We start from the raw sequence: 21,069 nt of genomic DNA, 5'->3' as shown, positions 1-21,069 counted from the left end.
TCACGGCGGGCGGCGCCCGCCGTGAGGTGGTGAACCAGCACCGGGAGAGCCGGGAGCACGGGCTGAGGAAGGGGGTGCTCCATTCTGACGGGCCGCAGGTACCGGCTCAGGCTCTCGCCTGAGCAGGCCGGGTTGTGCGAGGAGTTCGGCGACATCTGCCGGTCGGTCTGGAACACCGCTCTTGAGCAGCGCCGTGAGTACCGGCGGCGCGGAGCATGGATGAACTACGTTCCACAGGCCGCCGAGTTGGCCGAGGCCGAGAGCGAGCACGAGTGGCTGCGGGCCGCTCCGTCGCATGTCCTGCAGCAGACGCTGAAGGATCCGGACAGGGCGTGCCGCGCGCACGGGACGTTCAGGGTCCGGTGGCGATCCAAGGCCCGCTGGGCTCCTTCTTTCCGGTTCCCCGACGCCGAGCAGATCCGGGTGGAACGGCTGAACCGAAAGTGGGGCCGCGTGAAGCTGCCCAAGCTGGGCTGGACCGCCTTCCGATGGACCCGTCCCCTGGGCGGCGAGGTCCGCTCGGCCACCGTTTCCCGCAGGGCAGGGCACTGGCACGTCTCCTTCCTCGTCGAGGACGGTCTGCTCACCCCCGAGCACCACCCCGGAACCGCGGTCGGCATCGACCGTGGTGTGAAGGTTGCCGCTGTGGCCAGCACCGGGGCGTTCTACGACCGCGAGTTCGCCACCGCGGGCGAGAGGCTTCGCCACCGGCGCCTTCAGCAGCGCCTGGCCCGCAGCCGGAAGGGCTCGGCGAACCGGCGCAAGACCGTCGCCGCGATGAACCGGGTCATGGGCCGGGTCACCGACCGGCGCGCCGACTTCGCCGCTTGGACGGCCGGCCGTCTGACCGCCCGGCGCAGCGTCATCGTGCTGGAGGATCTGCGCACCCGGAGCATGACTGCCTCCGCCAAAGGAACCGTCGACGAGCCCGGCCGCAATGTGCGGGCCAAGGCCGGGCTGAACCGCGCCATCCTCGACAAGGGCCGGCACCGCATGGAGTCGGCCATCCGCAACGCGGCCAGGTCGACCGGCACCCGAGTGGTGCTGGTCAACCCCGCGTTCACCTCACAGACGTGCAACCGGTGCCGGCATGTGGACGCCAAGAACCGTGAGAGCCAAGCGGTCTTCGCGTGCATGGCCTGCGGCCACCGCGACCACGCAGACATCAACGCCGCGAAGAACATCCTCAGCGCCGCAGGGCATGCGGTGCCAGCCTGTGGAGACCTCGGCAGCGGCCGGTCAGTGAAGCAGGAACCTGCGGCCCCGCGAGGGAGACCGCATCAACCGGCCTATGCGCCGGCTGCAATCCCCCGGCCTTAGCCCGTGGGGAGGAAGTCAACTGTTCCTTACGGGAGGCGGGGTTCCGGTGAGCGCACCACCTGGGTGGTATCCAGATCCGGAGTTGATGGGTCGCGAACGCTACTGGGACGGCCAGAACTGGACCGGCGAGTCGCGCCGCTACGACTCCCGCGCACGCCGCCGCGCCTCCCTGAGCACCGACCCCCCACCCGCCCCCGCCCCGCGCCCGCAACGCCCTGGCCCCGCCCCACAGCAGGCACCCGAGCCGCCTTCCCCTGCGCCCGTCGACCCCCCGCCTTCGGCGAAGACCGAGCCTGAGGCACCACACCTTCCGCTTCTGGGCCCTGAGCTGCCTCAGCACGCGGCCACGCCGCCGCCCCCTCTCACCGAGACGCCGTCTGCTTCACAGTCGCCCCTCCAAGAGGCTCGGCCCGAACCCCCCACGCCTCCCCCGCCGAGCCTCGGTGCGTCCTCCACACCACGACCCTCTTCACCCCCGTCCCGGCCAGCCGCGCCGCCGCCTTCCCCGCCTGCGCCGGAGACAGAGGCTCGTACGCCGTCAACTGGCCCGCACACCGCACCCCCCGGCCCGATACCGCCGCGCCTCACGCCACCTTCGCCCTCGGCTCCATCAGAAACGCCGGTCGCCCCGCCGCCTAGCCGCGGCGAGGCGGGTGCGCCCTCCGCCCCGGTCGGGCCGCAGGTCCCACCGCGCCTGTCGACGCCTTCGCGGCCACCCACACCGCCCTCGGCGGGAGTTCGGCCTGAGACACCGTCAGGGCGGGGGGCGGGCTCGTGGCCTGTGCCTCCGCAGGCGCGGTTCGAGACGCCGGCGCCTCCGTCGCGGATGGGTGGGGCTCGTTCGGCGCGGCCTGTGCAGCCACCGCCCTTGCAGGAGGCTCGGATGGAGTCGTCGGCGCCCCCGACGCCGGGGCAGCGGAAGCCGCATGCTCCGCGGCCTCCGGCGCCGCGGACCGCCGGGCCTGTGCGTCGGCCGCCGGTGCCGGGGCAGCGGCCGGAGGCGCCGCGGCAGGCGGAGGAGCCTGGGCCGCGTTATCTTCCCCCGGGGCTGCCGCAGGGCACGCCGTCCGGGCGGGCTCGGATCGCGATCGGCCTCGTCGTGGCGGCCGAAGGGGGCGTGGTCGCCGCCGTCGCGTTCGGGGCGGGGTCCGTCTGGACTCTCTGGGGCGCGGTCCTGGTGTTCGCCGTCTGGGCGTTGCTGCTGCTGGCTCCCTTCAGCGCCTCGCGCTCGTACGGCTACCGGGAGCCGGACGGCGACGAGCGCGCGCGGCTGGAGCACGCGTGGCGCTACGTGCAGCAGCACGCCGGGGTCAGCGGCTACCGGCTCGTGATCGTCGAGTCGGACGGGCTGAACGCCTGCCGGCCGTCGACGCGCACGGTGGCGGTCACGTCGCAGTCCGCCCGCTCGCTGCCGCCCGGGCGCCTCGCCGCCGTCCTCGCCCACGAGCTGGGGCACCTCCAGGGGTGGCGGGCGGTGCCGGCGTTCGTCCACGCGCAGGTGACGCTGCCGAACCGGACGCTCCAGTGGGCGCTGCGCACGGTGTGGTCGCCGATCGGCCCGATGTGGAAGCGGGCCGTCGAGTGGCACCGGCCGATCGGGTTCCTGGGGGTGCTCCTGCTGGCCGCCGTCGCCGCGGTGGTGACGGTGCTGGTGGCGCTGCCGGCCGCCCTCGCCTACGCCGCCTCGCTGGGGGCGCGCCTGCTGAGCGCCGGGGGCGAGGCGCGGGCCGACGCGGCGGCGGTGCGCATGGGGTTCGGCGCGGACCTCGTCGCGGCCGTGGAGCACCGCATCGAGCACCAGCCCGACGGGTTGCCGCTCCCGCTCGTCCGGCGGGCGCAGGCGCTCCGCCGCCGGCTCGGCTGAGCCCGGTCAGCTCCTCCCGCCGAACAGCGGCGGCGGCCCCTGGCGGGGGTCGCCGGGCGGCCGCGGACCGGTCTGCTGGCCGGGCGGCGGGCCCGGCCGGGTCGAGAGGGGCGCGCGCGGCGGGGGCGGCGCGGCCGGGCCGGCCCACGGGGGGGCGGACGGCGCGCCCCACCCCTGGTGTTGCGGCGCGGGGGCGGACGAGGTCAGCGCGGTGGGGGCGGGCAGCGCCTGCTGCGGGGGCGGCGGTTCCGGAAGGGGGCCGGTGGTGACGCGGTCCAGCGTGACGATGGCCGGGTCGCACTCGACGGGCGTGATCGTGCGGCCGCCGCCGGGCGCCGACTCGACCAGCAGCAGGGCGTGGTCGGGCAGGTGCTGGAGGGTGACGGGTTCGACGACGTACTCGTACACGCGCTGCGTGGTGTCGGCGTCGCTCCAGTTGGTCCCCTCCGCGAAGGAGTAGGCGGCCGACCAGTTCCGCGACGTGGAGGTGGACGTGCCCTCGGTGTCGCTGGTGCTGGTGGAGCCGCCGCGGTTGCTGCCCCGCTGGTAGGACGTGGAGCGGTCGGGGAACAGCCCGAACATCTCGCCGCCCGAGTAGCTGGTGCCGGACGAGCGGTTCGTCCCCCAGTTGCGGGACGTCCCGGTCGTGCGGCTGGTGCTGTAGGTCTCGGAGTCGCCCGTGCCCTCGGTGTCGGTGGTGGTGTGGGACTCGTTCCCGCCGACGTTCTTGGTGATCTGCGACAGGACGAAGCGGTGGTCGCGCCCGATGAAGTCGGCGGCGCGGGACGCGTCCTCGTGGTTGCCGAGCCGCATGAACGCGACGGCGCCGCCGCCGATCATCTCGGCGGACGTCTCCCGGAGCCGCCGGAACAGCAGGGTCAGCGGGACGCCGCGCCGCTCGCAGGCGTCCGAGAGCCGCTCCAGGTGGCGGCGGGCCAGTTCGTCCGCGCCGGCGACGACGAGGGCGGGCGTGGAGGCCCGCGACGCCGTGATGCGGTGCGTCACCCACTGGACGATGAGGTCGGTGAGCAGCTCGGAGCGGACGTTGCGGGCCTGGCTGTCGAGAGCGACGCAGGTCAGGTAGCCGGCGCCCTCCCGCTCCGCGGGCGCCGCGCCGAGGTCCTCCAGCGGGTGGACGTAGGACTCGATCCGCGACAGGTTCGCGTGGGCCTGCCGCCGGTACTCCACGGTGAACAGCTCGCTCGCGACGTGCCGCCGCTCCTCGCGGGTCAGCGCGTCGCCGTCGTCGGGCTCGCCCATCAGGGCGCGCAGCGCCGCCGCGATCCGGCCGAGGGTGACGTCGCCGCCGAGCGCGTCGCAGACCTTGGTCAGGATCCGGTCGTCCATGCTGCGGTCGGCGCGCGCGGCGTCGGGCGTGCCGCCGTGCATGGACTCGACGATCGCGTCCACCAGGTCGCGGGGCGCCATGTCGGCCAGGAGGCTGGACGAGGCCTGGCGGCTGGGCAGCAGCTGCGCGTCCACGCCCATCCACGCCGCCTGGGCCAGCTCGACCAGTTCGCGGCTGACGACCTCGCGGGAGAGGTCGAGGACGAGCAGCGGCTGGACGGCGAGGGTGGACGTCCCGTACGTGGTGAGCAGCGCCTCCCACGCCCACAGCGTCCCGCCGAAGACGTCCAGGCGGCGGCCGGGGCGGGGGGCCGCGCCCCACTCGGGCAGGCCGTCCAGCCGCGCGCGCTCCGCGGTGTCGTGGGCCTGCCTGCGCGCGTGCCACTGACGCGCCTGGTCCTGGTAGCCGCCGATGATCTGCTGCTGGGCGAGTTCGTGGGCCTGCCGGGCGCTCTGCCGCTGCCGCACCGCCCACCATGTCAGCACCGCGCCGGGCGCCAGCGCGACGGCGGCCAGCAGGAGCGAACCGACCGAGACGGTCTGGGAGCCGCCCGCCGAGCAGGCGGCGAACAGCACGAGCACCGCGGCGATCGCCGCGCTCACCGGGAGGGTACGGCTCAGCCTGCGCTGCGCGAGCTGCTCGGTCTGCACGACCCGGCGGGCCAGGTAGTCGGGCAGGGCCTGCTGCTGGGGCGGCGCGTCCGGGAAGGGGCGCAGGAACCACCACCGGTCCCGGAAGACCCAGCCCAGGCGGGGATCGGGGGTGAAGAGCCGCTCGCGGCGTGACAGCAATCCCCCATGGTCGACCGGACCGCCCCTCACGATCAAACCCCCGTCCCGTCCGGGTGCCGGCGCGTTCGTCACGCCCGTCCCGTCCCGCTCGGTATGCCGCAAATAACCCAAGCAGATTGACATGTAACTTGTCAGGCCCTCCGTAAGGAAACGGCCTTCCCAAAGGGGTCCTTGCTCAATAGCCTGACTGCTCATGACCTTGGACCGAGGCGAGATCGCGAAAATGTCCGGCCCGGCCCCTCGGCGGGGCTGACGATGTGGGACGTCGTGCGCGGTCTTCCGGTCTGCCGGCTGACGGAGGTCCCCCGCCCGGACGAGGCGGACGGGCGGGACGAGTGGCGCGACCAGCGGCTCGCGGCGCTGGTGTCGGCCTACCACGCGGGCAGGGATCCGGTGCTGGTCGGCTGGCGGCGCGCGGAGGCGTTCGGGCCCACGGAGGTGTTCGTCGGCGGGGACGGGCTCGTCGCCGACCGCGACGGGCGGACCGCGACTCTGAGCCTCCCCGCGGGCGGGCGCGGGACCCTGCTGCCCCAGGGGATCGGCGAGGACGCGATGGCCCACTGGGTGAGCATCGGCGGCATCGCCGACGGCCTGCTCGTGGAGGACCCCCCGCCGGAGGAGCCCGCGCGCCCGTCCCTGGAGGACGGCCTTCTCTCGGTGTGGATGCAGCCGTTCGCCTGGATGCTGGTCGCCGAGCCCGTCGACCCGGACGAGGCGCGGCGCCTCGCCGACGACCTGGCCGACCGGCAGCAGCGCGCCCGGTCGATGGCGGAGATGTCGCCGGAGGACTCGGTCGAGGCCGTCCGGATGGAGAAGCGGCACCGCGAGCTGCGCCAGGCGGCCACGTCCGGCCTCTGGCGGGTGCACCTGGCGGCCGGCGCGGCCACGCCGCGGGCCGCCGCCCGCGTCGCGGCGCTCGTGTGCGCGTCGGCGGACCTCGGCCGCCTGCCGTACGCGCTGGTCCCGGGCGCGGCGGGCCCGTTCGAGGCGAGCTCGCAGCTGGTCGCGGCGCTGGCCCGTCCGCCCGTCCGGGAGATCGCCGGGGTCCGGTTCGTGATGCGGCCGGAGTTCGACGTCACGCCCGAGTCGCCGGGCACCGGGGTCGGGCTGGGACGGGTCCTGGACCGCAACCGCCGCGACGTGGGCCCGATCTCGCTGCCGCTGTCCAGCCTGAACCGGCACACGTTCGTGTGCGGCGCGACCGGCGCCGGCAAGTCGCAGACCGTCCGGTCGCTGCTCGCGGCCGCGTCCGGGGCGGGGCTGCCGTGGCTGGTGGTCGAGCCCGCGAAGGCGGAGTACCGGCTGATGGCGGCGCGGCTCCCGGACGCGGAGGTCGTCACGATCCGCCCGGGGGACGCCGAGGCGATCGCGGCCGGGATCAACCCGCTCGAACCGGCGACCGGACCGGACGGGCGGCCGTTCCCGCTGCAGACCCACGCCGATCTCGTCCGCGCCCTGTTCCTCGCGGCGTTCGAGGCCGACGAGCCGTTCCCGCAGGTGCTCGCGGCGGCGCTGACCCGCTGCTACGAGCGGCTCGGGTGGGACCTCGCGCTCGGCGAGCCGGCCGCGCCGGGCGCCGCGCCGCGCTACCCGACGCTGGCCGACCTGCAGGCCACCGCCGAGCAGGTCGTCGACGAGATCGGCTACGGCCAGGAGATCACCGACAACGTGCGCGGCTTCATCCGGGTCCGGCTGTCCAGCCTGCGGCTCGGCACCACCGGGCGGTTCTTCGAGGGCGGCCACCCGATCGACTTCGACGCGCTGCTCGCCCGCAACGTCGTCCTGGAGATCGAGGACGTCGGGGACGACCGCGACAAGGCGTTCCTGATGGGCACCGTCCTGGTGCGGCTGGTCGAGCACCTGCGGCTGCGGCAGCGGCGGGGCGCCCCGACCGGGCTGCGGCACCTCAGCGTGTTCGAGGAGGCGCACCGGCTGCTGCGCCGCAGCGAGCAGGCCGGGCCCGCGTCGCACGCCGTGGAGACGTTCGCGAGCCTGCTGGCGGAGATCCGCGCGTACGGCGAGGGGCTGATCGTGGCGGAGCAGATCCCCTCCAAGCTCGTCCCGGACGTCATCAAGAACACCGCCGTCAAGATCGTCCACCGGCTGCCCGCGAAGGACGACCGGGACGCGGTCGGCGCCACGATGAACATCACCGAGGCGCAGTCGCAGTTCCTCGTCACGCTCACGCCGGGCGAGGGCGCGGTGTTCACCGACGGCATGGACTACCCGCACCTGGTCCGGATGCCGGACGGCTCGCGCCTGGAGGAGGCCGCGCCGCCGACGGCCTCGCCCCGCGTGCTGGTGACCCCCCGCAGCGGCACGTGCGGGACGGACTGCCGCGACTCCCCCTGCACACTGCGGGACATGCGCACCGCCCAGCGGGCCCTGTCGGACCGTCCCGAGCTGGCGGTGTGGGCGGAGCTCGCCGCCGCGGCCCACCTGACCGGCTGGGGCTCCCCGCGCCCGCCCGCCTCCCTCATGGACGGGCTGCCGTCCCGGATCCGCGACTGCGCCCTCTCGCACGCGGTGGACGCGGCCACGGCGTCCCGCGCCGCCCCCGCCGGTCTGGCCGGGCATATGGTCGCGATCCTGAAGGGCGGCGCGTGCACCGCCGGCGAGACGGAGTTCTTCGCCGCCCCGTACCGCTGGTGCCTCGTCCTGGAGGAGCTCGGCGAGGCGCGGCGTTCGACTCCCGGCGGCGGGCGCCACCCGCTGAGCGGCGAGTGGGAGAGCCGCTACGGGCGCGCGATCCCCGGGGACACGCTCGCCGAGCAGTTCCGCGCCGTCGGCGCCTGGTGGACCCGCGACCAGCGCGACGCCGCCGCCCGCGACTCCGCGCTGTGGGGCTCCTCCCGGGGCCTGGAGACCGCGGTGGGCGCCCTGCGCACCGACCCCGACTGGCCCGACCGCCTCCGCGAGGCGACGTCCCCCTTCGGCGACCTCGGCGGCCTCCTCGGCTCCTTCACCACCGCCGACCGCCCCGACTAGCCGCGCCCTACCCCGCGGCCCTCCGCGCGTCGACCTCGATCTCGATCTTCATGCGGGGGTCGGCGAGCCCGCACACCTGCATCGTCGCGGCCGGGCGCACCTCGCCGAAGCGGCGCCGCAGCACCGGCCAGCACGGCTCGAAGTCGGCGCGGTCGGGCAGCAGGTACCGGACGCGCACCACGTCGGCGAACCCGCAGCCCGCCTCCGCGAGCGCGGCCCCGATGTTGCGGAGGCACTGCTCGGCCTGCTCCACCACGTCATCGGAGATCGTCATGGTGGCGTAGTCGAACCCGGTCGTGCCCGAGACGTGGACCCGGTCGCCGTCCACCACGGCGCGGGCGTAGCCGATCTGCTCCTCGAACGTCGAGCCGCTGAGGATCGCGCGTCGTTCCGTCATGGTCGAGAGTATGGAGCGCCGCGGCCTGCCGGCCGCCCGCCGGGGTCAGGTGAGCTTCTCCAGGCGGTCGGCGGCCTCGGCGGCGCCTCCCGCCGCGGCGAAGGAGTCCTGGACCCGCGCGGCGGCGGCGCGGTGCGGGCCGTCGGCCAGGACGGCGGTGATCGCGGCCCGCAGCGCGTCCGGCCGGACGCCGTCGAACGGGACGGCGGTCCCCGCGCCCGCCTTCTCCAGCAGGCCCGCGATGATCGGCTGGTCGTCGCGGATCGGAGCGGCCACCAGCGGCAGGCCGCGGGCGAGCGACTCGCACACCGCGCCGTAGCCGCCGTCGCAGACGACCGCCGACATCCGTTCGAGGATCTTCGGCCGAGGGACCTGCCCGCGGACGAGGACGTTCGGCGGCGCCGCCCCCACCGCCCCGGGCGGCGCCACGAAGACCGCCTGGACGTCCAGCTCGCGGACGGCCTCGGCGGCGACCCGGAGGAACCGCTCCCGGGACGCGTCGCCGGCCGTGTCGAGCGCGACGAGCACGGCGGGGCGGCCGTCCAGCCGGTCCCACGGGAACGCGCTCGGCGCGGGACGGCCGGGGACGGGCCCCACGAAGGCGAAGTGGTCGGGGAAGAAGGAGACGTCGCCGAGCAGCGCGCCGGTGGCGAAGACCAGCACGAGGTGGTCGGAGAAGCGCAGGTCGAGCAGGTCGTCGATGCCGTGGTCGAGCTGGAGCCCGCCGATGCGCTCGCGCACCCGCCGCTCGTCCTCCGGCCGGCCGGCGAGCGGGCGGGTGAACTCGGCGGGCGTCGCGGCGGCCGTGGCCCAGGGGATCTCGCGGCGGCGGGCCGCGACGGGCGCGGCGAGGGCGAGCTGGTCGGCGACCACCGCGTCCGGGCGGAACCGGTCGATCGCCGTCTCGACGCCGGGCATCATGGCGTGGCCGAGGGGGACGAGGAACTCCTCCCAGAAGCGGGGGTCGGCGGGACCGCACGCGCGCAGGCGGTCGTCGAGCAGGCGCGCCGCGTCCTCGTCACCGAGCGCGCTGAAGATCCGCGCGCGGGAGCGCAGCCGGGGTTCGAGGGTCGCGCGGTGGCCCGTCCAGGCGACCTTGTGGCCGCGGCGGACGAGCTCGGCGGCGACCGCGGCGACCGCGGCGACATGCCCGGCGAGCGGCGGGACCGCGAACAGGAAGCGGCGCGACGGGGCGCACGCCCGCGCCACCCCGGGGTCGCCCAGCAGGGACGGGACCCGCACGCGGCGGGCGCTCACCGGCCGGCTCCCGCCGGCGGCCGGGCGTGGTCGACGTCGTTCATGCGCGGGTCTCCTCCATGTCGGCCGTTCCGGATGCGGCCGTCCAGGCCACGACGTGTCCTTCGAGTTCGCGGGTCTCCACCGTGGTGACCGTCCCGTCCGCCGCGATCAGCAGCCGTTCGGCGTCGGCGACGGTCACGACGAGTTCGAGGCGGTCGGATCCGGGGCCCCGGCCCCGCAGCACCGCCTGGAGCACCGCCTGCTTGGCCGCGCGGATCCGCGCGCCCTCGCCGTTCAGGGCGAGCCCGACGCCGGCCGGTTCGCGGCCGGATCTGACCAGGGCCACGCCCAGCTCGGCGTCCGCGGCGATCGAGAGGGTGAGCGGCTCCTCGAACGGCCCCGTCGCCGCCTGGCCGTCCTGGACGGCGAGTTCGGCGGGGAACAGCGGCCCGTGGCCCTCGCGCCACAGGTGGTGGCGGACGGCGTCCTTGGCGGCGATCCGTCCGAGCAGCCAGGGCCCCTGCGCGAACGGCGGAAGGGCCTCGTACTCGGCGCGCTCGGCGGCGCAGAGGTACTGGCGCATCAGCAGATCGCGGGACGCGGTGCCGTCCCACCGCTTGCGGGCCAGGCACCAGCCGCCGGGTTGCGGCTCCCCCGTCCCGGACACCTCCGGGGTGAACTTCATCCGCCAGAGCGCCTCGTCGGTGTAGAAGCGGTGCGTCGTCCATCCGTCGACGCGCCCCCACACCGTTCCGTTCTCCGTGACCATCTCCGCTGAGCAGCGCATGGTGGTGTCGGTGAGGGACTGGTTCCAGATGGTGGTGTCCAGGTCTTCCCCCGGGGACGGCGTGGGTCCGTAGAGGGCGACCCGTTCGATCCCCACGGGGAAGACGGTCTGGTTGGTGTCGCCGTACACCTGGATCCAGTGGGCGCAGAGCTGCCCTGCGCCGTCCATGAGCGCGCCGGGCGTGGGCAACGAGGTCAGGACGGCTCGTACGCCGTCCTCCGCGAGCGCCGTGATCTCGCTGACGCCGCGGAAGAGCGGGCCGTGGAACATCCAGCGCTCCTCGTAGAGGCGCTCGGCGGTGACGATCGGCGGCCCCTCGATGCTGAGCGGCGTGCGGTCCGGCTGGGGCGGCGCCGGGTAGCGCTCGGCGAGCAGGACCGTCCCGTCGGCGTGGCCGTTGACGACGACCTTCACCTTGAGGGGCCGTCCGGCCGACTCGATGAGGTGGGCGCGGATGTCGGCGGTGGTCGCGGGCGCCGCGACGAGCCAGCGGACCGCGTGGACGTTCTCGAACCCGACGACCACCAGGTCGGGCAGCAGCTCGCGCGCCGTGTCGGCCATGACCTCCAGCAGCCCCGCCAGCGGAACGATCGGAAATCTGTCCGACATGTCCGGCCAGTCGGGGGGCTGCGGGACGAGGCAGTGGTCGCGCAGCCACGGCATCGACTCCATCGAGAAGACGCGGGAGACGTTCAGCTCCGCGGCCGCCGGCGAGACGTCCTCGCCCGGGCCGGGCGCGGCCCCGCCGCCGAGCGCCTCCAGGACCGACCGCGCCCCGCTCGCCGCGTCGTCGAGCAGGGCCTCCAGCTCGGCCAGCACCGGATCGTCCGCCGGCAGCGGCAGAGCCTCCCGGCCGAGGCGCAGGGGGCTCACGGCCCCGTCCAGCCTGACCAGGGGCGTCCCGAGGTCCAGGCGCATGCCCGTCGTGGAGGGCGGGGACGGCGAGGACGCGCCGTAGCCCTCGGCCCACAGCGCGGCGACGACGCGGCGGAGCTGGGCCATCCCGTCGCGCTTCGGCACGTTGACGGCCATCGCGAGGTGCTCGCGGCCGCCGAGGCGGTCGGCGACGAACTCGGGGAGCGCGCCCGGCCCGACCTGCACGAAGGCCCGCACGTGCGCCGCGCCGTACAGCTCCTCGACCAGCTCGCTGAACCGGACGGGTTCGAGCAGGTGGCGCGCGACCAGCTCGCGGACCTCGGCGGGGCGGCGCGGGAACGGCGCGACCGTCGTCGCCGACCACAGCGGGAGGCGGGGCTCGCGGATCTCCAGCGCCTCGAACGCGCGCCGCACCTGCTTCTCGTACGCCTCGGCGAGCGGGGTGTGGAACCCCGACCGGAACGGCAGCTCCTGGCCGAGCACGCCTTCGGAGGCGAGCCGGCCCAGGACCTCGCGGACCTCCCCCGCCGGGCCGCAGACCACCGACTGGTGCGGGCAGTTGTCGTGGCTGACCACGACGCCCGAACGCCCGCCCACGGCCTCCTGCGCCCGGGCCGCACCGCACCCGAGCACCGCGTACGCGACGCCGGGGACGTCCAGGGCCTCCCCGTCGAGGGCGGCGAGGAGCGCCTCGAACGCGTCCGCGCCGCAGACCCCGGCGGCGGTCATCGCCGTCCACTCGCCGAGGCTGTGGCCCGCCGCGACGTCGGGCTCGACGCCGAGCCCGCTCAGCGCCGCGGTCAGCAGCCGGCCCGTGCGCAGCACGTCGGCGGCGTGCCCGACCAGGTCCGTGCGGCCGGTCAGCGCCGGCGCCGCCATGCCGAAGTGCGCGGCGACGTCGTCCACGCGCGGGTCGAAGGCGGCCTCGAAACCGGGGTACAGGAACGCCAGCCGCCCGCCGCCCGCGAGAAGGGGGCGGGGCGTGAACCACACGTCGCTGCGGCCCCGCCAGGCGGTCCCCCGCTGGACGAGGGCGCGCGCCAGGTCGAGCCTGCGCGGCGTCGGGCCGACGATGGCGAGACGGCACGGAAGGTCCGGGACGTCGTCGCGGACCTTGGCGAGGAGCTCCTCGTCGGGGGCGGTCAGGGCCTCCGACAGTTCCTCCGCCGTGCGTGCGGCGAGCCGGAGGACGCCCTCCTCCGACTGCGGCGCGTCGAGCCTGCGCCGCCGGGGCCTGCGGGCGGCGGGCGGCTCCTCCAGGACCACGTGCGCGTTGGCGCCCCCGAACCCGAACGCGTTGACCGCCGCCCTGCGGGGGCCGCCCTCCCGGGCCCATTCCGCGGCCTCCCGGACGAGCCGCAGCCGGCCGCCGTCCAGCGCCGGATGCGGGTCGTCGACGTGCAGCGTCGGCGGCAGGACTCCGTCGCGCAGCGCGAAGGCGGCCTTGAGCAGCCCGGCGATCCCCGCGGCCGGCATCGCGTGCCCGATCATCGACTTGACGGTGCCGAGGCCGATCGGCGGGCCGGCCGTGCCGAAGACCCGGCGCAGCGTCGCCAGCTCCACCTCGTCGCCCGCCGGGGCGCCGGTGCCGTGCGCCTCGATCAGCCCCACCGCGCCGGGCGCGGCCGGGTCCAGGCCCGCGTCCCGCCACGCCCGCTCGACCGCGAGGACCTGCCCGTCCACCAGCGGGCTCATGATGTTCGCGGCGCGCCCGTCGCTGGACGACCCGGCGCCCAGGATCACCGCGTGGACGCGGTCGCCGGCCCGCCGGGCGTCCGACAGCCGCTTGAGCAGGACGACGCCCGTCCCCTCCGCCAGGAGCGTCCCGTCGGCGGCGCGGTCGAACGGCCGGATCGTCCCGGTCGGGCTCAGCGCGCGGAGCCGGCTGAAGACGCCCCACACGGTGGCGTGGTGCGCGTGGTGGACGCCGCCCGCCAGCATCGCGTCGGCCTGCCCTCCGCGCAGCGCCCGCACGGCGTGCTCGACCGCGAGCAGCGACGACGCGCACGCCGCGTCCAGCGTGTAGGCGGGGCCCCGCAGGTCGAACCGGTCGGCGATGCGGGCCGCGGCGAAGCTCGGCAGCAGCCCGGCCGAGGCGTCCGGTTCGTCGGGGCCCAGCCGGTCGCAGAACGCCCGGCGGATCTCCGCCAGCCGCCGCGGCCCGAGTTCGGGCACCAGCTCCCCGAGGATCCCGGCGACCTGGTGGGAGGTCCTGACCCGCTGGTCGAACCGCGCGAAGCCCGTGGTGAGGTAGCCGCCGCGCCCGATGACGACGCCGATCCGGGACCGGTCGGGCAGCCGCTCGGCGCCGCCCGCGTCGGCGATCGCGTCCCCGGCCGCGCGCAGCGCCAGCAGGTGGTCGGGCTCCATGCCCCGCACCGCCGCCGGCACGATCCCGAAGCGGGCCGGGTCGACGGTGGCCAGCTCGTCGACGAACCCTCCGCGCCGGCAGTAGAACCGGTCGCTCTCCGGCTCCCGCCCGTACGCCTCCGGGTCGTAGTAGAGGGCGGGGTCCCAGCGGCCGGGCGGCACGTCGCCGATCGCGTCGACCCCGTCGAGGACGTTGCGCCACAGCTCGGCCGCCGAGCCCGCGCCGGGGAAGACCGCCCCGGCGCCGACGATCGCGATCGGCTCCGCCGCCCCGCTCACCGGACGGTCCCGGTCAGCACGACCCGCGTCTCGTCCCCGTGCGCGATCTCCCTGAGCAGGGCGGCCGCCCCCGCGTCCGGATCGATCAGCCCGACGCCGTGCCGCGCGTACTCCTGCACCTGCTCGGGCGACACCGCTCCGCCCGCCCACGGGCCCCAGTCGGCGACGAGCACCCGCCCGTGCCGCCTCCGCCACACGTGCGCGAGCGATCCGCACGCGTCGCCCGCCGACGCGTGCCCGGCCCGCCCCCGGCCGTGCACACCGGCGACGCCGCCGAAGACGACGAAGAACGCGAGGCCGGGGCGGACCGCCTGGACGAGCGCGGCGGCGCCGTCCACCTTCGTCCGGTACACCCGCGCGAACGACTCGGGCGACCTGTCGCGGATGAGGCGGTCCTCGGCGATGCCGGCGCCGTGGACGACGCCGTCCAGCCGCCGGTGCCGCCGGTAGACGTCGTCGACCACGGCCCGCACGGCGCCCGGGTCCCGCACGTCCGCCGCGTGGTACCGCACGGAGGCGGCGTGCTCGCCCAGGGCCGCCAGGGTCCGGCGTATCTCGCGCTCGGCGAGGATCCTGCGGACCGTCGCCTCGATCTCGGCGGGCTGCTCCTCGCCGTGCGCGACGAGCGCCCGGCGCAGCCCGGCCTCGTCCTCGGCGCCGGGGAACTCCGGCTCCCCCACCGGCTCCGGGGTTCGGCCCACCAGCTCGATGCGGCAGCCGCTCGTCCGGGCGAACTCCAACGCGACCCGCGCGGTGATCCCCCGCGCGCCCCCGGTCAGCAGGACGACGCCGTCCGGTTCGAGGTCCGGCGCGCTCGCCGCGTCCCCGCCGGGCGGCCCGGCGGGAATCAGGTCCAGGGTGGTGCGCCTGCCGATCTCGTGCCCGACCACGACCGGCGCCTCGGCGGTCAGCAGCTCGGCCAGGATCCGCTGCGCGATCGCGCGCGGGGTGTCCTCGGTGTCGACGTCCAGCGCGCGGACGAGCACCTCCGGGTACTCCTGCGCGATGGTCCGTGCCAGCCCCCCGAGGCCCGCTCCCGGCCCCGGGTCCCCGACGGCGCCGCCGTCGAACCGCCGCCCGAACGTCCCGCCGGCGCCGCTCGCGAAGACCAGCCACCGCAGCCCCCGGCCAGCGCCCGCCGGACGCCCGCGAACGCCTGCGGCAGCACGCGCCCGGCTCCCGGCCGCAGCGCCGCCAGATGGACGAGCCCGTCGCAGGGCCCGTCCACGTCCGGCGGGACGCGCACCTGCGCGCCGTGCCGCTCCAGCAGGTCGGCCAGTTCGAGGGCGACGCCGCACGCGTCGTCCACGATCAGGAACCGCCGGCCGGCGAACCCCGTCCCGGACTCCGGCGGCGCCGGCAACGCGCCCAGCTCCACGATCCGCGGAACCTGACGCGCCACCCGGGGCAAAGGCCGCCCCCCGGACAACCCCCCGGCCCCCACATGTGAAGCGGACCAGACCAGCCGAGCCACACCCGGCCCCGGAACGACGGCGGCCTCCGGGGCTCCGGCGGAAGCCGAAGTGGCGGCGGACTCAGCGACGGGCGCCGGCTCAGCGGCAACGGTGGGCTCAGGAGCAGGCTCGGCGGACTCAGGAGCAGGCTCGGCGGCGACGGCGGGCTTGGGGGTGGTGGGAAGCGGCGGCTCGGCGAGGGCGTCCCCGGGTGTTCGGATCGCTGCGTGGGCGGCGGCGTGCACGTCCCGCAGGTCGTCGGCTGTCGGCTGCTCCTGCTTCAGGCCGCCTTCCGGCAGCGTCTCGCCCGGCAGGACGGGACGGGGCGCGGGGACGGACCGCGCCGCCGCGTCCCGGCCCGCCGGGGTCGCGAGGTGGCGCAGGACCACCTCGCGCTGCGCGGCGATCACCTCGCGGCTCGCGCGCAGGTACTCCAGGACGGCGGCCTCCGAGCCGTCCGGGCCGGGGCCCTCGATGCGCTCGGCGGGGCGGAGCGCGCCCGCCGGGTACCCGCCGCCGGCGGTGCGGACGAGATGACCGTTGACGATCCACCCGGGCGCCGGGGCGGGCTCGCCGGAGAGCGGGCGGGCGTCGCGCCCGGCGAACAGGGGCAGCGGGTCGACCGGGACGCCCGCGGCGGCCAGCTCGGCGAGCCCGCGCAGCAGCCCGGCCAGCGCGTCGTCGCCGGGCGCGTCGCAGCTCACCGCGGTGTGCGGCCGGTCCCCGAGGATCGCGGCGACATGGCCGGTGAGGACCCGGCCGGGGCCCGCCTCGACGAACGTGCGGGCGCCCGCGGCGTACATGGCCTCGATCTGCTCCACGAAGCGGACGGGCGCGGCGAGCTGCCCCGCGAGGGCGGCGGCCAGCTCGGGCGGATCGGTGTCGTAGGGCGCCGCCGTCGCGTTCGACCAGACCGGGAACGCGGGCGAGCGCAGGTCGCGGCCGAGCAGCTCCGCGCGCAGCGCCTCCGACGCGGCGGCGACGAGCGGGCTGTGGAACGCGCACGCCCCCGGGATCCGCTCGGCGCGCAGGCCCGCCTCCGACAGGACGCCCAGCGCGCGGTCCACGCCCGCCGAGGTCCCGGAGATCACGACGCGGCGGGGGGCGTCGTGGTGGGCGACGACCACGTCGCCCCCTCCGGCAGCGCCGCCCGCACCCGCTCCGGCGTCGCGCCCACCGCCGCCATGGCGCCCGCCCCGGTCCCGGCCGCCGACAGGATCGCCTCGGCGCGCGCGGCGCTCAGGCCGACCATGTCGGCGTCGTCGAACACGCCGGCGGCGCAGAGCGCGACGAGCTCGCCGCAGCCGTGCCCGGCGGCGAGATCGGGATGCACGCCGACCGCGGTCAGCAGCCGGTGGACGGCCAGCCCGGCGATGCCGAGGGCGGGCTGCGCGACCCGCGTGTCGGCGAGCTCCGCCCGGTGGCGGCGGGAGTCCGACCGGGTGAACGCCGCGGGCGGGAACATCGCGGCCGCGTACCGTCCGCCGGCGTGCCGCAGCAGGCGCTGGAGGCGGGGGAAGGCGACGAAGAGGTCCGCGAGCATCCCGGGCCGCTGACCGCCCTGTCCGGGGAAGAGGAACGCGACCTGCCCCGGCTCGCCGGAGGCGGGGAAGACGCCCGGCGCGGGGCGGAAGGCGGACGCGAGCGCGAGCTTGCCCCGGAGGTCCTCCAGGCCTGAGGCCACCAGCGCCACCTGCACGGGCCCTTCGGACGAGGCGGCGGTCCTGGCGAGGTCGCGCAGCCGGGGCGCGGCGGGCAGCAGCGCCGAGAGCCGGTCGATGACGGCGCTCGCGGCGGTGCGGTCCGCCCCGCGGATCAGGAACAGCTCGGCCGGCCACTCGCCCAGCCCCGACACCGGCTCGGGAGCGCCGGCGTAGCCGGACAGGACGGCGTGGAAGTTCGCGCCGCCGACCCCGACGCCGCTCAGCCCCGCATGCCGCTCGCCGGGGCCGGCGGTCCACGGCCGGGCGCCGCCGCCGAAGGCGAACGGGCCGTCCTGCGTCCACTCCGCGTTCGGCCGGGCGAGGTGCAGCGTCCCCGGCAGCACGCCCGTGTGCAGCGCGTACGCGGTCTTGATGAGGCCGGCGAGGCCCGCGGCGCACCCGGTGTGCCCGATCTGCGACTTCACCGACCCGAGCGTGACGCTCCCCGGCGCGGCGCCGGCGAACACCGAGGCGAGGGCCGCCAGCTCCGTCCCGTCGTCCGCCTCGGCCCCGGCTCCGTGCGCCTCGACGAGCCCCACCGCGGCGGGTGCCACGCCGGCGCGCTCGTAGGCGCGTTCCAGGGCGCGCCGCTGGCCCTCGGGCCGGGGCGCGGCGAGGTCGGGGGCGCGGCCGTCGCCGGCCCCGGCGACCGACCTGACCACCGCGTAGATCCGGTCGCCGTCGCGTTCGGCGTCCGCGAGGCGCTTGAGGACCACGCATCCGACGCCCTCGCCGGGCGCGACGCCGTCGGCGGACGAGTCGAACGCGGCGCACCGCCCGGACGGGGACAGCGCGCCCGCCGAGGCGAGCAGCAGGTAGTCCTGGACGCCGGTGCGCAGGTCGGCGCCGCCGCACAGCACCAGGTCGGCGGCGCCGGTGACGAGTTCCTTGCAGGCGGCGTCGAGCGCGGCCAGCGAGGCGGCGCCCGCGGCGTCCACCGTGTGGTTCGCGCCGCCGAGGTCGAGCCGGTTCGCGATCCGGGCGGCGATGACGCTGGTGAGGACGCCGGGGAGGGAGCCCACGGCCGGGCGCGGCAGCCGCTCGTCCAGGCCCGCGGGCACCTCGCCGTAGTAGGACGGCAGCGCCGCGCGCATCCCGTACGCGGCGCCGAGGTCGCCGCCCCCGGCCGCGCCGAAGACCACCGCCGTGCGGGACCGGTCGAAGGGGCGGTCGGCGTATCCGGCGTCGGCCAGCGCGCGGGACGCGACCTCCAGCGACAGCAGCTGGATCGGGTCGACGCCGCCGAGCGCGCCGGGCGGGATGCCGTGGGCGCGCGCGTCGAACGGGACGTCGGGGATGAAGCCGCCCCACTTCGAGGGCGTCGCGCCCTCCCGGGACGGCGAGTAGTGGATCTCCGGGTCCCAGCGGGCGACCTCGGTGACCGCGTCGACGCCGCCGACGATGTTCGCCCAGTACCGCCCGGCGTCGCCGGCCCCCGGGAAGACGCAGCCCATTCCGATGATCGCGATGTCGGCCGGGCGGGCCCCGGCGGGGCCCGCCGCGGGCCCGGCCACGCCCAGCTCGGCCGCGCGGGCGGCCAGGAAGGCGGTCGCGCCGGAGGTGACCTGCTCGTGCAGGTCGGCGATCCGGGTCGTGGCCGACCGCAGCGCGGCGACCTGCCCGATCATGTAGAGGCCGTCGGAGCGCTGGACGGCGGCGTCCACCGGCGTGCCGCGGCGCAGGCCCTTGCTCGCGACGCGCAGGCGGCCGAGGTTCAGCTTCTCCAGGCGGCGCCACACCTCGCGCCGCGCAGTGCCGACCTGCTCCAGCTCTCGGCGGGTCTCCTCGAACGTCCGGACGTAGGGGGTGGGGGCGCAGCGGGTCGCGAGGCCGGGCGAGGTCTCCAGCAGCGCCGTCGCCTCGCAGCCGAGCGCGACGTCCTGGAAGCCCGGCAGGATCGCGCCCGCCGCGACCGCCTCGGCGGTGAACAGGTACGCGGTGCCCATCAGGACGCGGACGTCGGCGCCGCGCTCGGCCAGCGGCCCGGCGAGCGCGGCGACCATCGCGGCGGACCGCGCGTCGTGCACGCCGCCGGCGAACATCACCGACAGCTCGCGCGGATCGCCGCCGAACGCCGCCAGCCGCTCGGCCTGCGCGTCCCAGAGCGGGAAGCTCGCGCGCGGCCCGACATGGCCTCCGCACTCCGCGCCCTCGAAGACGAACCTGCGGGCGCCCTCGGCCAGGAACCGGTCCAGCAGCTCCGGGGACCGGACGTGCAGGTACGTGCTGATGCCGGCGGCCTCCAGCGGCTCGGCCTGCGCCGGGCCGCCGCCCGCGATGATCGCGAAGGGCGGGGCGGCCTCGCGGACCGCGGCGAGCTGGGCCTCCCGCAGTTCGGGCGGCGCGATGCCGAGGACGCCGACGCCCCAGGGACGCCCGCCGAGCCGGTCGGCGGTCTCGCCCAGCAGCTCCCGCACCCGGACGGGGTCGGTCAGGGCGAGCGCGAGGAACGGCAGGCCGCCGTCCTGCGCGACCGCGCCGGCGAACGCGGAGGTGTCGCTGACCTGCGTCATGGGGCCCTGCACGACGGCCGGTGCGCCGCGCGGCGCGAGCGGCTCGGACCGCACGGCGGCCCGCAGGTGCAGGTCGATCTGCTCCCGGACGGCCCGCACCACTCCCCCGGCGGTCTTGTACCGCCCGGCGAGCGCGGCGGCGAGCGGCGCGTCCTGCCCGACGGGCAGCGGCCCCCCGGCCTCCGGCGCGCCGGGCCCCTGGTCGACGCGGTGCCCGTCGACGACCGCGGTCTCGGTGCCGTCCATCGCCGCCAGCCTGGCCGCGACGCCGGTGGGCGTCTCCGCCTCCCGGACCAGCGCGAGCTGGACGTCCAAGACGACCCCGGCCGCGCCCCCGGCCACCGCCGCCGCGGCGGAGTGCGGCCCGATCCCGCCCGCCGCGTACACCGGTACGGCCCCGTCCACCAGAAGATCGGTGTCCGCCAGGAGGTGCTGGAGCAGCACGAACGTGGTCAGCTCACCGACGCGCCCGCCCGCCTCGCGGCCCCGCGCGACGAGCCCCACCTCTCCGCCGATCCGCCGCGCGGCGGAGATCGCGGCGGCGGCCTCGTCCGGGCCCACGACCTCCACCAGCAGGCGGCGCCCGCGGGCGAGCCCCGCGACGTCCGGCGCGCCGTCGCCCCCGGCGCGGGCGGGCCGACCAGCACGGGCGCGTCGACCAGGACGGTGCGGGCGGCCTCGGGGACCTCGTTCGGCCGGATCCGGCACCCGGCGGGCACGCGGACGCCGAACGGGCCCGTCCACCAGCGGCCGACGTCGGCGAGGGCGGCGAGCCCGGCGGTCCGGTCGGCGCCGAGGTCGAGCACGCCGGTGCCGCCCGCGCGGGCGACCGCGACGGCGAGGCGGGGCGCGGGCCGGCCGAACGGGGCGACCCCGATGATCTCGGTCCCGGGTCGCTCGTCCCGGCCCCCGTCCCGTCCGCCCCTGCCCGTCATGCACAGCCCCCCGACGTCCCGCGCGGCCCGGCGCGTGACCGGCGCGGCTCGCAACAACGGTGCGCCACACTACGGTCGGCGACGGCCCGATCACGGAGGCGACACACCCGGGGACGCGTTGATGGCGGCACGGCAAAGGAGATTGGAACGTCCCTTGACGCGCGGCGGGGGCCGGAGTCGGCCCCGGCCGGGGTCTCGCCCCGGC

Annotated in this window: 11 protein-coding genes and 1 pseudogene; 4 read left to right on the top strand and 8 right to left on the bottom strand. The window is 76.8% G+C overall.

Going from position 1 to position 21,069, the window contains the following annotated elements:
* The first annotated feature begins 81 nt into the window (after nt 1-81).
* The 3 genes and pseudogenes from ACQEU6_RS42280 to ACQEU6_RS42270 all read left to right on the top strand — a co-directional run bounded on the left by ACQEU6_RS42280 (nt 82) and on the right by ACQEU6_RS42270 (nt 3,184).
* Nucleotides 82-1,320, top strand: coding sequence for an RNA-guided endonuclease InsQ/TnpB family protein (locus ACQEU6_RS42280; RefSeq protein ID WP_499340526.1), 1,239 nt, complete (start codon nt 82-84; stop codon nt 1,318-1,320).
* Nucleotides 1,292-1,453, top strand: a pseudogene (locus ACQEU6_RS42275) (DUF2510 domain-containing protein); the annotation flags it as partial. The gene ACQEU6_RS42280 and the pseudogene ACQEU6_RS42275, both read left to right, overlap by 29 nt.
* Nucleotides 1,454-2,284: 831 nt before the next feature.
* Nucleotides 2,285-3,184, top strand: a complete 900-nt coding sequence (locus tag ACQEU6_RS42270; protein ID WP_499340524.1) for a M48 family metalloprotease — start codon at nt 2,285-2,287, stop codon at nt 3,182-3,184.
* Between the two features lie 6 nt (nt 3,185-3,190).
* Here ACQEU6_RS42270 and ACQEU6_RS42265 read toward each other — a convergent pair whose 3' ends face one another.
* A complete protein-coding gene (locus ACQEU6_RS42265; protein ID WP_499339409.1) occupies nt 3,191-5,323 on the bottom strand; it encodes a hypothetical protein in 2,133 nt (710 codons plus the stop codon).
* Nucleotides 5,324-5,590: 267 nt separating this feature from the next.
* Between ACQEU6_RS42265 and ACQEU6_RS42260 the strand changes: the two genes are divergently transcribed.
* Entirely contained in the window at nt 5,591-8,311 is a 2,721-nt protein-coding gene (locus ACQEU6_RS42260; RefSeq protein ID WP_499339407.1) for an ATP-binding protein, read from the top strand.
* Nucleotides 8,312-8,318: 7 nt separating this feature from the next.
* Here ACQEU6_RS42260 and ACQEU6_RS42255 read toward each other — a convergent pair whose 3' ends face one another.
* The 7 genes from ACQEU6_RS42255 to ACQEU6_RS42225 are packed head-to-tail and all read right to left on the bottom strand — an operon-like array spanning nt 8,319 to nt 20,864.
* Entirely contained in the window at nt 8,319-8,708 is a 390-nt protein-coding gene (locus ACQEU6_RS42255) for a RidA family protein (RefSeq protein WP_499339406.1), read from the bottom strand.
* A gap of 45 nt (nt 8,709-8,753) precedes the next feature.
* Complete coding sequence (locus tag ACQEU6_RS42250; RefSeq protein WP_499339404.1) at nt 8,754-9,965, bottom strand: glycosyltransferase; 1,212 nt, start codon at nt 9,963-9,965, stop codon at nt 8,754-8,756.
* Nucleotides 9,966-10,005: 40 nt separating this feature from the next.
* Nucleotides 10,006-14,259: a beta-ketoacyl synthase N-terminal-like domain-containing protein gene (locus ACQEU6_RS42245; protein ID WP_499339403.1), complete on the bottom strand. Its 4,254-nt coding sequence runs from the start codon at nt 14,257-14,259 to the stop codon at nt 10,006-10,008.
* Nucleotides 14,256-15,245, bottom strand: coding sequence for an SDR family NAD(P)-dependent oxidoreductase (locus tag ACQEU6_RS42240; protein ID WP_499339402.1), 990 nt, complete (start codon nt 15,243-15,245; stop codon nt 14,256-14,258). The genes ACQEU6_RS42245 and ACQEU6_RS42240 overlap by 4 nt, the downstream gene beginning before the upstream one ends.
* Nucleotides 15,167-16,840, bottom strand: a complete 1,674-nt coding sequence (locus tag ACQEU6_RS42235) for an acyltransferase domain-containing protein (protein WP_499339401.1) — start codon at nt 16,838-16,840, stop codon at nt 15,167-15,169. The genes ACQEU6_RS42240 and ACQEU6_RS42235 overlap by 79 nt, the downstream gene beginning before the upstream one ends.
* Entirely contained in the window at nt 16,801-20,490 is a 3,690-nt protein-coding gene (locus ACQEU6_RS42230; protein WP_499339400.1) for a beta-ketoacyl synthase N-terminal-like domain-containing protein, read from the bottom strand. Before ACQEU6_RS42230 ends, ACQEU6_RS42235 begins: the two co-directional genes overlap by 40 nt.
* On the bottom strand, nt 20,382-20,864 hold the full coding sequence (locus tag ACQEU6_RS42225) for a hypothetical protein (RefSeq protein WP_499339398.1): 483 nt from the start codon (nt 20,862-20,864) through the stop codon (nt 20,382-20,384). The genes ACQEU6_RS42230 and ACQEU6_RS42225 overlap by 109 nt, the downstream gene beginning before the upstream one ends.
* Nucleotides 20,865-21,069: the final 205 nt, after the last annotated feature.

The organism is Spirillospora sp. CA-108201, assembly GCF_050936235.1.
GTDB lineage: Bacteria > Actinomycetota > Actinomycetes > Streptosporangiales > Streptosporangiaceae > Spirillospora.
The sequence above is the reverse complement of the archived record's forward strand: the minus strand, read 5'-3'. Positions and strand labels throughout refer to the sequence as shown.

Bases quoted from the DNA above. Each gene is read 5' to 3' on its own strand.
- ACQEU6_RS42255 (WP_499339406.1), bottom strand. From the start codon at position 8,708: ATGACGGAACGACGCGCGATCCTCAGCGGCTCGACGTTCGAGGAGCAG.
- ACQEU6_RS42225 (WP_499339398.1), bottom strand. From the start codon at position 20,864: ATGACGGGCAGGGGCGGACGGGACGGGGGCCGGGACGAGCGACCCGGG.